The sequence below is a fragment of the Streptacidiphilus monticola genome (assembly GCF_042658505.1).
In the GTDB taxonomy this organism is placed as follows: domain Bacteria; phylum Actinomycetota; class Actinomycetes; order Streptomycetales; family Streptomycetaceae; genus Streptacidiphilus; species Streptacidiphilus monticola.
In genome coordinates this window covers 1-15,051 of record NZ_JBHSQJ010000141.1, presented here as the reverse complement: position 1 = coordinate 15,051, position 15,051 = coordinate 1, and the positions used below count along the sequence as shown (strand labels likewise).

The following is a 15,051-nucleotide window of genomic DNA, read 5'->3' as shown; positions in this document are numbered from 1 at the left end:
ACTGCCTTGCGGGTGACGCGGTTTCGGTCCGGGTACCCTCCTGGGAGGGAACCGCGCCCAGTTCGACGCCGGGGGACCGATGCTGCCTGCCGCCACCAGCGAGAACCGCGTCTGGCCGTACTTCTTCCTCAGCCACGCGCACGCACCGGCGCTGCGGAACGAGGACCGGCGCACCAGCCGCCCGACTCGCCTGGTGCGCCGCCTGTTCGACGAACTCTGCGACCATCTCGGCGAGTTGTGCCCGCCGATCGGCACGGTGCCGATCGGGATGATGGACGGTCGGATCGCGCTCGGCGAGGACTGGGAGGCCTGGCTCTCCCGCCAGCTCGCCCAGTGCCGGGTCTTCGTCGCACTGCTCTCGCCCGGGTACTTCGCCAGCGACATGTGCGGCCGGGAGTGGGCCGTCTTCGGCGCCCGCACCGTCGAGCCCCGGGGCGGGGCCGACCGGTCTCCCGGCGGGGCCGTCGTTCCGGTCCGCTGGGTGCCCACGCCGCTGGAGCAGACGCCCGTCCAGGCCCGCCGGCTCCAGTACGACCACGGGGACTTCCCGGCCAGCTACCGGTCCCAGGGGCTGTATGCACTGATGGCGCGGCCGGCGATGAAACGGGACTGCCGCGAGTCGGTCTTCCTGCTCGCCGAGCGGATCAAGCAGGTGGCCCTCGGCACCGTGATCCACGAGGGTGAGGCGGTCCCGCTCGGCCAGGTCCGAAGCGCCTTCGCCCCCGAGGAGCGGATCCGACCGCCGCGCTTCCACGCCGTCCCGCCTGGCAACTCGGTCTCGTAGAACGGAGGGAGCGGTGGGGGAGGTCTGGACGTTCTACTCCTACAAGGGCGGCGTCGGCCGGTCGCTGGCGCTCGCCAACATCGCCTGGCTGCTCGCCGCCAACGGGCGGCGGGTGCTGGCGGTCGACTGGGACCTGGAAGCCCCCGGGCTGCACCGCTTCTTCCGGCCCTTCCTCGACGAGGACCGACTCGCCCACCGCACCGGGGTGCTGGACGCGCTCACCGACTTCCGCCGAGTGGTCGCCGAGCACGCCTGGACCCGCCGGGATGTCGAGGAACTCGCGGAGCACCACGCGGACATCGGCAGCCGGGCCCTCCGGATCGACTGGCCGCACTTCCCGGGGAGGGGCACGCTCGACCTGCTCTGCGCCGGCCGGGCGGACGAGGCCCAGTACACCGAGATGCTCAACTCCCTCGACTGGAACGCCTTCTATGCGGACGGCCACGGGCCGGCCTTCGTCTCCGCGCTGGGACGCGCCCTGCGCCGCGGCTATGACCACGTGCTGGTCGACAGCCGCACCGGGCTGGGGGACAGCGCGGGGATCGGGACCATCGAACTCCCGGACTCGCTCGTGGTCTGCTTCACCCTCAGCGACCAGGGCATCGAAGGGGCTGCCTCGGTGGCCCGAGCGGTGCTCGCGGCCCGGCGTGCGGGCGGACGACCGCTGCGGGTGCTCCCAGTCCCCATGCGCATCGACGGCAGCGAGCACGAACGGCATCGACTCGGGCACGCACTGGCCAGGTCCCGCTTCGCCGGGCTTCCCGAAGGAATGGACGCCCGCAGCCGGGACGAGTACTGGGCCCGGATCCAATTCCCCTACCGGCCCTTCTACGCCTTCGAGGAGATCCTGGCGGTCTTCGGCGACCAGCCGGGGGATCCGCAGGCGCTGCTGGCGGCCTGCGAGCGGCTCACCGCGGTGCTGACCTCGGGAGCGGTGCACCGCTTGCCGCACGTGGCCGAGCCGGAGCGTCGTCGCTACCTGCAGTCCGCTCTCCGCCGCGCCGGCTCCGGCGCCAGGCTGACGATCGTCGCGGCGCCGGCCGACCTGGCCTGGGCCCGATGGGTCGAGGCGGTGCTGCTCGCCGGTGGCGCCCAGGTCGAGGTCTGCGGGCCGGACGCCGAGGCGGAGGCTGTGCTGCAAGGCCGACCGGTCGTCCTGCTGTCGGAGGCGCTGCTGCGCTCCGTCGCAGGACAGAAGCCGGTCGGGCTGCCCGGGGCGGTGTGCGTGCGGATCGGGGCCGTCGCGCCGGAGGGCGCGCCGGAGGATGTGGTCGACCTGGTGCACCTGGAGGAGGCTCCGGCGACCCGGCAACTGCTGCAGGCGCTGCTGCCGGAGCGTGGGGACGAGTCCGTGCCCCCGGTCTCCGCCCCCTTCCCCGGCACCGGAACCGAGGTCCGGCAGGTTCCCTCCCGCAACCCCCGGTTCCGGGGAAGGGACAGCGAACTGACGGAACTCGCACGACTGCTGACGGAACACCAGGTGGTCGCGGTCACCGGAGCGCCCGGGGCGGGAGCGACGGAACTCGTCCGCGAGTTCGTGCACCGCCACCGGCCCGGCCCCCGGATCGTCTGGTGGGCCTCCGCCGCCGAGGACGGGGCCCTGCGCGGTGCGCTGGCGGAACTGCGGCGCAGGGTCCCGCAGTTGCACACCGCGGGCGCGGCGACCGAGGTCCTCCTGATAGTGGACGGAGTCGTCCGGCCGGACCAGGTGCTGGCGGCGGTCTCCGCTGTCGGCGCACGACTGGTGCTGACCGGCCGGTGGGAGGCCCTGGCCCGGCTGCCGGCGGATGTTCCGCTGCTGACGCTCGGCCCCCTCCCCGCCGAGGACGCTCTCGCGCTGCTGCCGACAGTCGATGACGACGCCCGGGAGCTGGTGCACCTGCTGGCCGGGGACGCCAGGTGCACGGACCTGTGCGGGCGGCTGCTGGCCGCCACCGCGCTCGACGCGGCCCGGTTGCTCGCGGAACTGCGCGGCGCCGGACGGGCGGCACAGCTCACCGCAGTCGTCGGTCTGGCGCTCGCCGAGCTGGCCCGCCGGTCCCCCGCCGCGCTGCGGGTGCTGCGGCTGTGCGCGGCGGCGGGCGGCGCCCCGCTGCCCGAGGATCTGCTGCGGGATGACGAACTCATGCAGGAACTGGAGGAGTTGCAGCCGGACACGATGGGCTGGAGCAGCTTCCCCACGCTGTGCCGGATCCTGGACGACCTGGGCCTCGTCCGCTGGGAGGAGGGCGAGGCGCTGCTCTGCTGCGACGCCGCGGTGGGCGCGGCCGTGCTCGCCCGGACGGAGCAGGCCGAGCTGCAGGAGTGCCGCCACCGGGTGCACCGGCTGCTCACCGCGCACTACCGGCGGCTGGACGCGGACATGGACAGCGACGGTTCCTGGAGGTTCCTCGACCGGCTCTGGTCGCATCTGCTCCCTTCCGGGGCGGACCGCTGCGACGACCCCGGCGTGCGAAGTCTGCTGGTGGACCGGGTGCGCTACCTGTGGCGGCGCGGCGAGCCAGGCGCCGCCGAGGAGTTGGCGCGTCTGCTGCTCCGCCGCTGGGCCGCCAGGCCGCTGGACGAGGACTGGCGGACGCTGCGGCTGCGCACCGAACTCGGGAACGCGGTACGGGCCCAGGGCCGGTACGCCGAGTCGCTCGCCATCGATGCCGCCACCCTGGCGGAGCAGTCGCGTCGCTTCGGCCCGGACCATGTGCACACGCTGCTGACGGCCGGGGGCCTCGCCGCGGGCCTGCGCGCCACCGGGCGCTACCCGGAGGCGCTCGAGCGGGACCAGGCGTCCCTGGAGGCACTGGTCCGGCAGGTGGGCCGGGGCCATGAGCAGACCATGCGGATGCTCAACAACCTGGCCGTGGACCACTCCCTGCTCGGCGAGTTCGCGCAGGCCCACCGGCTGTTCCAGGAGGTGCTGGACTGGCGGTCCGTCAACCTGCCTACCGGGCACGCCCTGCGTCTGCAGTCCCTGGGCAGTCTCGCCCGAGCGGTGCGCGACCTCGGGCGGCCGCACGAGGCACGATCCCGGCTGGTGGCGGTGCATGACTCGCTGGTCGCCGCCTACGGTCCTGAGCACCGCCTGTCGCTGTGGGCGGCCTGCGAGTTGGCCCAGTCGCTGCGCGCCTGCGGCGAGCCGGGGCAGGGACTGGCCCTGGCACAGCGAAGTCTGCGAACGGCCGTGGGCGGCCGTCCCCCCACGGACAGTGCGGACTGCCGGCTGGCCCTGGCCGTCGCGGCCTGCCGCTGGTCGGTCGGAGACGCCACCGGGGCGCTGGAGGCGGCCGAAGGCGCCGTCGACGCCCTGACGGAGCAACTGGGCGCGGACCACCCCGACGTGCTCCTCGCCCGGGACGGCCTCTTCGTCTTCCTCGGCGCCCGCGGACGGCCGGGCGACCTGGCACGGGCGCGCGACGGGAGCGGCCGAAACGCGGAGCAGCTGGAGCGGCGGCTCGGATGGGCCAATCCCCGCACCGCGCTGGCCTGGTCGAACCACGCCCTGCTGCGCGCCGGCGCCGGGGAGCCCGCCCCGGCCCTGGACCGGCTCGCGGCCTGCGCCGAGGCTCTGGCCGACCGACTCGGCCCGGATCACCCGGATGGGCTGCTGGCCGCTGCGAACCAGTCGGCCCTGCTGGAACGGACCGGGCACCGCCTCGAAGCGGCTGCGCTGCGGGGGCGGATCCTGCCGCGCCTGGAACGGCTGCTGGGCGCGAAGCATCCGGAGGTGCTGGCGGTCCGTCAGGGCGCTTGTGTGCACCGGGCGTTGGAGCTCCAGCCCTGGTGAGCCCGCCCGTGGACGCGACTAATCCATTGGAAGGAAAAAACTTCGCAAAGAAGAAGACGACCCTTCGCTTCCGGTGTGGAATTGGCGCTGGTCACTGGCACGTGGGACCAGTCTCCGCCTGGCGCGCCGGATGTCTGCTGACGGGCAGACGGGAACACCTGCTGATACTTTGCTGCTTGCACCATCGGGCAGAGGTTTGAGGGCGTTTTCCGGACGACTCCAGGGGTTACTTCTTCGACGGCCAGGCCGATTGCTCGTCAACCGAAACCCCGTGATCGCCCCACATCCGCACTCACGCCCACGAGGGGTACCGTGAACACGCAGCACGTCCAGAAGCCCGCGGAGCAGCCGTCTCCGAATGCCCAGCCCGGTGCCCCGGCGCCCCGGCTGTCCCGTCGCAGCGGTGACGCGGCCGACCGCGTGCTGAGCCGGGTGCTTCCGGACTCAGGCATCGCCAAACTGGACGTCGCCGCCTTCACCTCGTCCATCTGACACGCGGCAGGGCTTCTCCTCCTCGGTTCTACGGCACAGACACCCCCAGAATCGACATGGACATCGAGACCGCCCCGGTCGCCTTCCGGCAGTTCGTGCTGAAGATGCACAGCAGGTGCGACCTCGCCTGCGATCACTGCTACGTCTACGAGCACGCCGACACCAGTTGGCAGCGCCGACCCATGGTCGTCTCCGAAGACGTGCTGGAACGCACCGCGGACCGCATCGCCGAGCATGCCCGGGCGCACGGACTCGAGACCGTCCATGTGGTCCTCCACGGAGGGGAGCCACTGCTGGCCGGGCGTACCCGGCTGCGCGCGGCGGCGGTGGCGCTGAACCGCGCACTCGACGGCGTCTGCGCTCTCGACCTGCGGATCCACACCAACGGGGTCACCCTCAACGAGAGCCTGCTCGACCTCTTCCACCAGTTCGACATCCACGTCGGCATCTCACTTGACGGCGACAAAACCGCCAACGACCTGCATCGGCGCTACGCCGACGGGCGCAGCAGCTACGCGCGCGTGATCCGCGCGGTCGAGCTGCTGAACCAGCCCCGTCACCGTCGCCTCTTCGCCGGCCTCCTCTGCACCATCGACGTCCGCAACGATCCGGCAGCCGTCTACGACGCACTGGCCGCGCTGCATCCGCCGCGGGTCGACTTCCTGCTGCCCCACGCGACGTGGGAAGAGCCACCGTTGCGACCCGAGGGCTCGGAGACCCCCTACGCCGACTGGCTGATGCGGGTCCACTCCCGTTGGGACGGCGAAGGCCGCCCCTTCCCGGTCCGCTTCTTCGACTCCGTGCACAGCACCCTGGCCGGAGGCGGCAGTCTCACCGAGTCCCTGGGGCTGGCGCCCGCGGACCTCCTCGTCGTCGAGACCGACGGCACGCTGGAGCAGGCCGACTCGCTGAAGACCGCCTACGACGGCGCCCCCGCCACCGGTTACGACGTCTTCCGGCACAGCCTGGACGAGGCCGCGGAGCATCCCGGGCTGATCAGCCGTCAACTCGGACTTGCCGGACTGGCCCGGGAGTGCCGGGCCTGCCCGGTGGTGCGCTCCTGCGGCGGAGGCCTGTACGCCCACCGGTACCGCACCGAGGCCGACGGCACGGCCGGATTCGACCATCCGAGCGTCTACTGCCAGGACCTGTTCAGCGTGATCCATCGCATCAAGGAAGGCATCGGTATGAACGGCGCCGACGCGGACGGGCCGCTGCTGCCCGAGGCCCTGCTGGACGAACTCGCCACCGGCCACGGCGGCGCCGCCGCCGTCACCGCCCTGCGGGACGCCCAACTGGAGGTCAACCGCCAGCTGCTCGACCGGCTGGTGGACCGTGTCCCGGAGCTCGACGTCAGCGACGCCTGGCAGTTGACGACCCGTCTGGACCGGGAGGCTCCGGGCGCGTTGGACCAGGCCCTGCTCCACCCCTACCTCCGCCCGTGGGCGGTGCGGGTGCTCCGGGCGGCCGAGGGCGGTCGGACGGACGAGGCGGCGTCCGACGCCCTGGCCGGCGTGGCCGAACTGGCCGCCGGGGCAGCGGTGTCGGCGGGGATCGACGCCACGCTGGAGGTGCCGCTGCGGGACCACGGGGTGCTCCGGCTGCCGGGGCTGGGCCTGCTGCGGCTGGGCGGCGAGGCCGCGCCGACCGCCACGGTCACGGTCGACAAGCAGGGTTTCACCGTCGAGTCCGGGCCGGTCTGGCACCGGGTCGAGCGGCCGGCGCCGGGTCCCGCGCCGACGGATGCCGAAGGGCGCTGGGAGCCGCGCCCGCAGTGGACCCTCGCCGCCTCCGGCGACGCGCTCCCGTGGACCGTCGCGCTGGAGGACCGGGACCCGGAACGGGCCCTGGACTGCTGGCAGGCGGCCGAGCCCGGCGACGCACGGGACACTGCCGGCTGGGGCGAGGCGTTGCAGGCCGCCTGGGAGCTGGTCTGCCGTGAACTCCCCGGCTATGCCGAGGGCCTGCGCCAGGGCCTGACTGCGGTGACCCCGCTGCGTCCGAGCCCTGACGGGCGCGCGGTCAGCGCAGCCGCCCGGGACGCCTTCGGCGTCGTCGGCGCCGCTCTGCCACCGGCCCCGGAACAGCTGGCCCTGCTCCTGGTGCACGAGTTCCAGCACGTCAAGCTGGGCGCGGTGTTCGACCTCCACGACCTCTTCGACCGGCAAGACCCGCGCCGCTACCGGGCCCCCTGGCGGCCCGACCTGCGGCCCTTCGAGGGGCTGTTCCAGGGCGCGTACGCGCACATCGCGGTCGTCGAGTTCTGGCGCGCCCGGCATCGCTCGCTGAGCGACGAGGGGCGGACGGAGCAGGCGGAGCACGCCTGGGAGCAGTTCACCACCTGGCTCGGGCACACGCACGAGGCGATCCTCGTCATGGCCGGATCGGGCACCCTGACTCCGTCGGGTGAGCGGTTCGTCGCCGCGATGCGCGCTACCGTGGAGCCCTGGGTGCGCGAGGCGGGGTCGCGCTCGGCGGCGGACGCCGTGGCGCGGAGATCCGGGGGCTGACGGTGGTTCACGAGGAGAGCCTGGTCGAGGACTTGCTGTTCCTGGGGGTGTGCCCCGGTGAGCTGCTGATGGTGCACGCCTCGCTCTCCTCGGTCGGCTGGATCGACGGCGGCGCCGACGCGCTGCTGGCGGCCCTGCTCCGGGTGCTTGGCCCGACCGGGACCCTCGTCGCGTACGCGGCGACCCCGGAGAACTCGATCAGTTCCCCCGCATACCGGCGGGCGACCGAGGGTCTGGGCCTCGCGCAGCGGGAGCGATACCGACGGTCCATGCCGGCCTTCGACCGGCGGCTGACGCCCGTCTCCCCCTCCCTGGGGCGGCTCTCCGAGGCGGTGCGCTCCCACCCGGGGGCGTTGCGCAGCAGCCACCCGCAGACCTCCTTCGCCGCCCTCGGGCCGCTGGCCGAGCAGATCACCCGGAACCATCCGATCGAGCAGCACCTCGGTCCGGACTCGCCGCTCGGACGCCTCTACGAACTCGGCGCACGCAGTCTGCTGATCGGCGTCGGCTTCGACCGCTACACGCCGTTCCATCTCGCCGACTACGTCCGGCCGGAGCTGCCGGCGCGCTCCTACTCCTGCAAGGTGCGCGGGCGTCGCGGCCGAAGCCGCTGGGTGCGCTTCCGCGACCTGGACCTGCGGGACGGCCACTTCGCGGCCCTCGGGGAGCAGGTGCGGGAGCGGGTGGAGGTGGTCGAGGGGAAGGTCGGCGCCGCGCCGTCGATGGTGGTGCCGCTGCGTGAAGCGGTGGACGCCGCGCTGGAAATCCGACTGGGCGTCAGGAGTCCCGTCCTGAGCGGGTGTTGACGCGAACTGCCGGGGAAGGTTCCATCTCTTCTACAGGCGTTGCGCTACCGGGCGGGGGTACGGGTGAGTGACCAGGGGAGTTGGGACGAGGACATCCCCCGGCCGTTCTTCTTTCTCAGCTACGCACACTCGCCCCGAGGCGCCGGCCGCCCCAACACGGCGGCCAGCCACTGGGAGGACCAGCTCTTCCGGGACCTGTGCGAGGCCGTGACCGAGCTCGCCGGCCTGGAGGAGGGGGAGCCGCCCGGGTTCATGGACCGTGGCCTCAACCTCGGTGAGGGCTGGTCGGGACGGATCACCGAGGCGCTGGCCCACTGCCGCGTCTTCGTGCCGCTCTACTCGCCCCGCTACTTCCGCAGCCAGGCCTGCGGCCAGGAGTGGGCCGCCTTCGCCTCCCGCGAGGTGCTGCCGAAGAACCGCAGCAGCGGTCACATCACCGGCGTGGTGCCGGTGCAGTGGGTGGTGGTGCACCAGGACTCGCTGCCCGGCGTCGCCCGCGCCCTCCAGTTCGACCACCGCGATTTCGGCGAGGAGTACCTGACCGAGGGGCTGCAGACGCTGCTGAAGGTGCGTTACTTCCGGGTCCAGTACGAGCTGGCGGTGCACCGGCTGGCGCAGCGCATCGTCCAGGTGGCCGAGGACACCATGATCAAGCTGGGCGGCCGGAGGGACTTCCAGGACCTGCCCAGTGCCTTCGACCCGCCCACCCGCCGCCGGCAGCTGCGGATATCCGTGCTCGCCTGCGACCGCAAGAACCTCCCGGAGGGACGCTCGCCGGACAGCTACGGCGTCAATCAGGTCGACTGGCAGCCCTACGGCGACAACGCCGACAGCAGCCTGGCAAAGAGGGCCGCCGCGATCGCCCGCCAGTGGGAGTTCCACGCGACCGTCCACGACTTCGAGGCCGAGGCGGCCAGGGCGCTCGACGGCGAGCCGCCGGAGGCGCCGGGTCTGCTGCTGCTGGACCGCTGGGCGCTGCTCAACGACGAACGCCGGGCGCTGCTCGAGCGGTTCGACGAAAGCAACCCCTCGTGGGTCGGGCTGATGGAGCCGTGGAACCCGGGCGACCCCGAGTGTGCCGCCAACGGGGTCCGGCTCCGGCGGATGGCCGATGACGTCCTGTACCACCTGCGCGGGGACCGTAGGAGGATTCCGGGCACGGACACCCTGGCCTCCCTCGAAGAGTTCGAGAACGCGCTGCCGCGGGCCGCGCTGCAGGCCATGCATGCCTTCGAGGACCTGCACCTGCCGCCCGCGCCGCAGCAGCAGCCCGATCCGCAGGCCCGGGCGAAGCCGACGCTCCGGGACGCCACTGAACGCGGAGCCCTCCAGGCGGAACGGTCGCGGCCGCCGGACTCCACGGAGTCGCCGCCGACGGGCCGCGCTCCTGTCGTTCCACTGCAGTTGCACGAACCGGCCGATCCACCTGCGAGCGCCGGATCGACACCCACTGGCCCTGGGGGAGGGACCCAATGAGCGACCTGTTGTCGGGAGCGCCGTCCGGAGGGGACGGTCCGGAGGCCGGGGGAGGAGACGCCCCCCGGGACGGCCGGATCATCACCTTCTACTCCTACAAGGGCGGCACCGGCCGCACCATGTCCCTTGCCAACAGCGCCTGGATCCTGGCGGCGAACGGCTACCGGGTCCTGGCGGTGGACTGGGACCTGGAGGCGCCGGGACTCTCCCGGTTCTTCCATCCCTTCCTGGACCAGACCGCCCTGGACGCTTCGACCGGCGTCATCGACCTGATCCACGACTACCGCGAAGAGGCGCTGGAACGCGAGGAGTTGAGCCCCTCGTGGATCGCCGACGCGGCGCGGGTCCGTCCGCACGTGCTGTCCCTCAACTGGGGCGGCTTCCCGGGCGGCGGATGCCTGGACTTCCTGCCCGCCGGCCAGGCGCACAGCGACTACGCGGCCACCGTCGCCAACATCAACTGGGAGGACTTCTACAGCCGCCTGAAGGGCGGCGAGTTCTTCCGGGCGCTGCGGCAGGACATGCAGCGGCACTACGACTACGTGTTGATCGACAGCCGTACCGGCCTCTCCGACATCCAGGAGATCTGCACCGTCGAGATGCCCCATGACCTCGTGGTCTGCTTCACGCTGAGCAACCAGAGCATCGAGGGCGCCGCGGAGATCGCCCGGAAGATCGTCGAACGCCACTACAACCGCGGCATCCGGGTGTTGCCCGTGGCCATGCGCATCGACGACGGCGAGAAGGTCAAGGCCGACGCCGGCCGCGCACTCGCCCGCAAGCGCTTCGGCGGTCTGCCGCAGGGCCTCACCGACGCGGCCCGGGACCATTACTGGGACTCCGTGGAGATCCCCTACCAGCCCTTCTACGCCTACGAGGAGATCCTCGCCCCGTTCGGGGACAAGCCGGGTTCGCCCACCTCCATGCTCTCCGCGGTCGAGCGGCTGGTCGGCGCCCTCACCCAGGACCGGGTGCTCGGCCTCCCGCCGATGGACGAGGACATCCGCCTCCAGTACAGCGACCTGTTCACCCGCCCGCGGCCCGCTGCCCGCGAGGACGTGATCCTCTCCTACGCCTCGGAGGACCGGATGTGGGCGGAGTGGATCGAGTGGAACCTCACCCGGTCCGGACTTCGGGTCATCCCAAGGGAGTTGGGCACGGCACCGCGGATCGACTCGGAGCGCGTGCGCGAGGCCGTCACCCGTACCGTCGCGGTCTGGTCCGCCTCCTACGCCCGGGCCACCCAGGCCCGGATGGCCCGGGACATCCTCGGCGGCGACCGGCCCGAGCCGCAGGCGGAGCTGATACCGGTGCGCGTCGGCGACGCCCGGCCCACCGGGCAGTACGCCAACAGCAACCTTGTCGACCTGGCCCGCCTGGAGGAGGCGGAGGCGCGGCTGGCTCTGCTGCGCGCCGTCAACCGCCTCGATTCGGGTCCCGAGCCGGTTCCCGGCGAGGGCCCGCGCTTCCCGGGGCTCCGCCCGAGCATCTGGAACCTGCGGGTCCGCAACCCGTCCTTCACCGGCCGAGCCGGTGTGCTGGACCGGCTCCGTGACCAACTCCGGGACCAGCAGCGGGATCGCCGCTCCACGGTGGTGCTGCCCACGCCGCAGACCCTCTACGGCCTCGGCGGCGTCGGCAAGACCCAGGTCGCGCTGGAGTACGCCTACCGTTTCATGGCCGACTACGACGCGGTCTGGTGGATCGACGCCGAGCAGCCCGAGCAGGTCGCGGTCTCGCTCACCGAGCTGGGCACCCGGCTCGGACTGAGGGTCGGTGAGAACGCGGCGGAGAACGCCGAGTTGGTGAAGGAGACGCTGCGGCTGGGCACGCACCCCAAGGCCCGGCGCTGGCTGCTGATCTTCGACAACGCCGACGACCCGTCCTCGGTGGTGCGCTACTTCCCCGGGGGCCCGGGCGACGTCCTGGTGACCTCGCGCAACCAGGCGTGGTCGGGGCACGCCGAGGCGCTCGAGGTCGACATCTTCCGGCGTGAGGAGAGCATCGACCATCTCTGCCGCCGCGTACCGGGGCTGAGCCGCGGCGACGCCAACCGGGTGGCCGAGGCCGTCGGGGACCTGCCCCTGGCGGTCGAGATCGCCACCGCCTGGCTGGAGACCACAGGCATCCCGGTGGACACCTACGTGGAGCAGCTCCAGCAGGAGGCCGTGGGCGTGCTCTCGGCCGCCGAACCGACCGACTACCCCTCCAACTTCAGCGCCACCTGGCGGGTCTCCATCTCGCGGCTGCGGCAACAGTCCCCGGCTGCGGCCCGGCTGCTCGAACTGTGGGCCTTCTTCGCGCCCGACTCGATCTCCCGCAGCCTGGTCTACACCGACCAGATGATCGAGTCGCTCGTCCCCTACGACGACGACCTGCGCGACAAGTACATGATGGGCAAGCTGCTGCGGGCGATCGGTCGTTACGGCCTGGCCCGGGTGGACAACAGCAGCAGCACCTTCCAAGTGCACCGCATGGTCCAGGCGGTCATCCGCGCCGAGATGACGGACGAGGAGTACCAGCGCAACATCCACGAGGTGCACCGCATCCTGGTGGGCGCCCGCCCCGACGTCGGCGACACGGACGACCCCACCAACTGGCCGCAGTTCGAACTGATCTGGCCCCACCTGGGGCCCTCCGAGGCCGAGAACTGCGACGAGCCGGACACCCGGCAGCTGCTCATCGACCGCGTGCGCTACCTGTGGAAACGCGGCGAGCTGGACCGCGCCGAGGAGCTGGGCCGCCGCCTGGACAGCGCATGGACCGCCAAGCTCGGTGAGGACGACCGGCAGACGCTGCAGCTCCGCTTCCAGCTCGGCAGCGTGCTGCGCAGCCAGGGGCGGTTCAACGAGTCCCTGGCCATCGACGAGGACACGCTGGAACGCCAGCGCCGGGCGCTGCGGGAGAACCACCCGCAGACCCTGCAGACCGCAGGCAACCTCGGTGCCGACCTGCGAGTCCTCGGCCGGTTCCGGGAGGCTCTGGACCTGGACCGGGACACCTACAGCAAGCTCCGCGACGAACTGGGCGACGACGACCCTCGCGCCCTCAACCTCGCCAACAACCTGGCCATCGACCTGCGCTTCAACGGCGACTACGAAGAGGCCCGGCTGCTCGACGAGGAGGTCTACAACAAGCGCAGCGACGTCCTCGGGCCGCTGCACCCCTACACGCTGACGTCGAAGGCCAACCTCGCCGAGGACCTGCGCGCGCTCGGTGACTACCGGGGCTCCGTCAACCTGCTCAACGAGTTCCGGGAGGAGTACACCGCGATCCCGGTACCCGACCTGCCCTCGCTGCGGTACACCAAGAGCCTCGCCGTGGCCCTGCGCAAGGCCGGCCAGCAGAGCGAGGCCAGGCGGCTGACCACGGAGACATACAACCGCTACCTCGAGCGCTACAACGCCCTGGTGCCGGACGCCCTCTCATGTGCGCTGAACCTGGCGGCCGACTATTCGGCAGCAGGCGACAAGGAGGCGGCCCGGGACACGGCCCAGGAGATCTACCAGACCTACCTGCGGAACCTGGGCGAGGACCATCCGTTCACGCTGATCTGCGCCAACAACGTGAGCATCTACCTCCGGGACACCGGGCAGGTCGCCGAGGCCGTCGTGCTCGGTGAGCGCATCGCCTCGGCCCTGTCCCGGACGCTGGGCCAGGACCATCCCTACACGCTCTGCGCTGCGCTCAACCTCGCCAACTCCTATGGCGAGGGCGGTGACCTGGCTCGCGCCGAGGAGCTGGGCCGGGACGTGCTCGCCGGCCTGTCCCGCCGCTACGGCGCCGAGCATCCCGACGCCGTGGTCTGCATGGTCAACCTGGCCATCACCCTGCGGGACCGCGGTCAGCGGGCCGAGGCGCAGGAGCTCCGGGCCCGTGCGATCGAGCAGCTGACCCGGCTGCTGGGGGAGGACCACCCCACCGTGACCAACGCCCGGGCCTGGCGCCGGATGGGCCGGGACCTGGAACTGGTGCCGGCCTGACGGTACGTCAACCCGCCGTCTCCTGTGCCGGGTCGAGCGCGACCCGGCACAGGATGTCCAGCAGCTCCCGCCAGGCGTGGAAGTGGGCCGCCTTGGACTGGATCCGCAGCCGTGAGGTCGGGATCCGCGAGGCGAGCCAGACGGTGTGCTCCACCGGTGAGAACACGTCGTCCTCGCCGTGCCACAGCTCCACCGGGCAGCTGATCGCCGACAGGTCGAAGCCCCAGGGCTGCAAGAAGGCGACCAGGTCGTCGATCCAGCCCTCGCCGCCGGAGCGCAGCGCCTCGGCGTAGTTGCGGGTCAGGCTGGACCGCACCCCGGGGTCCGCGATCACGCTGAGATCCGCCGCCGTCAGCTCGTGGCGCAGGGCCGCGATCAGCTTGCGCGGGTCCGTCCGGATGTCGTGCACCCGCGCCATCAGCAGGGGCACCAGCAGGTCGAGGCTCTGCTCCCCGGCGCTGTAGGCGCTGATGTTGGACTCGGTCATCCCCTGGTACCAGGAGAGGCCGTCCGCGTCCCGCGGCGCGAGGCTGACCAGCGCGGCGGCCCGGGCCACTCGCGTCGGCAGCAGCGCGGCGCAGGCGAGGGCGTGCGGCCCGCCGCCGGAGCGGCCGACCACGCCGAAGCGGTCCAGGCCGATGTGGTCGGCGATGGCCCGGACGTCCTCGGCCGCGTCGCTCACCCGTCGTCCGGAGTGGCGGTCCGAACGGCCGTAGCCCGGCCGGTCGTAGGTGATCACCCGCAGGTTCAGCCGGTAGAGCCGCCGCTCCTCGGGCAGTTGGCCGAGACGGCTGCCGGGGGTGCCATGGATCAGGAAGACCGGCGCCCCGTGCCGGTCCCCCCAGGCGGCCGCGGAGAGCGAACGCCCGTCGGCGGTCACGACCTTGAATTCCTCCACGCGTGGGTCCCTTCTGCGGTTCCGTTGGTGGTGCGGCTGCCTTCGGACGCGAGTGGGCGGCCACGCGACCCAGGCAGCACAGGCCCTAGTGCCGTGTCCGGACAGGTTCACCGGGTTGCGGTGTCCGGTGGTGGGGGCACCCCCGGCCGAAGGCTGGGGGAAGATCGCAAGACGGAGGGTCGCCCTCGTACCGGATGTACTTGGGCGCGCCCGACAACGCGGCGTGGGGGCACCCCCGGCCGAAGGCTGGGGGAAGATCGCAAGACGGAGGGTCGCCCTCGTACCGGATGTACTTGGGCGCGCCCGACAACGCGGCGTGGGGGC

Annotated in this window: 8 protein-coding genes; 7 read left to right on the top strand and 1 reads right to left on the bottom strand. The window is 72.2% G+C overall.

From position 1 onward, the window contains the following. The first annotated feature begins 79 nt into the window (after positions 1-79). From ACFP3V_RS27605 to fxsT (ACFP3V_RS27575), 7 genes are all read left to right on the top strand, one after another. Positions 80-784 carry a TIR-like protein FxsC gene (locus ACFP3V_RS27605; RefSeq protein ID WP_380589042.1) on the top strand — a complete coding sequence of 235 codons (705 nt, stop codon included), beginning with the start codon at positions 80-82 and terminating at the stop codon, positions 782-784. A 13-nt stretch (positions 785-797) separates the two neighbouring features. Further along, positions 798-4,562 (top strand): FxSxx-COOH system tetratricopeptide repeat protein, encoded by a 3,765-nt coding sequence (gene fxsT / locus ACFP3V_RS27600; RefSeq protein ID WP_380589039.1) that lies wholly within the window; start codon positions 798-800, stop codon positions 4,560-4,562. A 312-nt stretch (positions 4,563-4,874) separates the two neighbouring features. Then, a complete protein-coding gene (locus tag ACFP3V_RS27595) occupies positions 4,875-5,054 on the top strand; it encodes a hypothetical protein (protein ID WP_380589036.1) in 180 nt (59 codons plus the stop codon). A 56-nt stretch (positions 5,055-5,110) separates the two neighbouring features. Further along, complete coding sequence (locus ACFP3V_RS27590) at positions 5,111-7,564, top strand: FxsB family cyclophane-forming radical SAM/SPASM peptide maturase (protein ID WP_380589033.1); 2,454 nt, start codon at positions 5,111-5,113, stop codon at positions 7,562-7,564. 2 nt (positions 7,565-7,566) lie between these two features. After that, positions 7,567-8,370, top strand: coding sequence for an AAC(3) family N-acetyltransferase (locus ACFP3V_RS27585; protein WP_380589030.1), 804 nt, complete (start codon positions 7,567-7,569; stop codon positions 8,368-8,370). Between the two features lie 63 nt (positions 8,371-8,433). Further along, positions 8,434-9,846: a TIR-like protein FxsC gene (locus tag ACFP3V_RS27580; RefSeq protein ID WP_380589027.1), complete on the top strand. Its 1,413-nt coding sequence runs from the start codon at positions 8,434-8,436 to the stop codon at positions 9,844-9,846. After that, on the top strand, positions 9,843-13,829 hold the full coding sequence (fxsT, locus tag ACFP3V_RS27575) for an FxSxx-COOH system tetratricopeptide repeat protein (RefSeq protein WP_380589024.1): 3,987 nt from the start codon (positions 9,843-9,845) through the stop codon (positions 13,827-13,829). The genes ACFP3V_RS27580 and fxsT (ACFP3V_RS27575) overlap by 4 nt, the downstream gene beginning before the upstream one ends. A 7-nt stretch (positions 13,830-13,836) precedes the next feature. Here the strand turns inward: fxsT (ACFP3V_RS27575) and ACFP3V_RS27570 are convergent, their stop codons facing one another. After that, a complete protein-coding gene (locus ACFP3V_RS27570; RefSeq protein WP_380589021.1) occupies positions 13,837-14,727 on the bottom strand; it encodes an alpha/beta fold hydrolase in 891 nt (296 codons plus the stop codon). Positions 14,728-15,051 lie beyond the last annotated feature (324 nt).

Excerpts from the sequence above, each read along its gene's own strand:
- ACFP3V_RS27605 (WP_380589042.1), top strand. The coding sequence starts at position 80 with ATGCTGCCTGCCGCCACCAGCGAGAACCGCGTCTGGCCGTACTTCTTC.
- ACFP3V_RS27590 (WP_380589033.1), top strand. The coding sequence starts at position 5,111 with ATGGACATCGAGACCGCCCCGGTCGCCTTCCGGCAGTTCGTGCTGAAG.
- fxsT (WP_380589024.1), top strand. The coding sequence starts at position 9,843 with ATGAGCGACCTGTTGTCGGGAGCGCCGTCCGGAGGGGACGGTCCGGAG.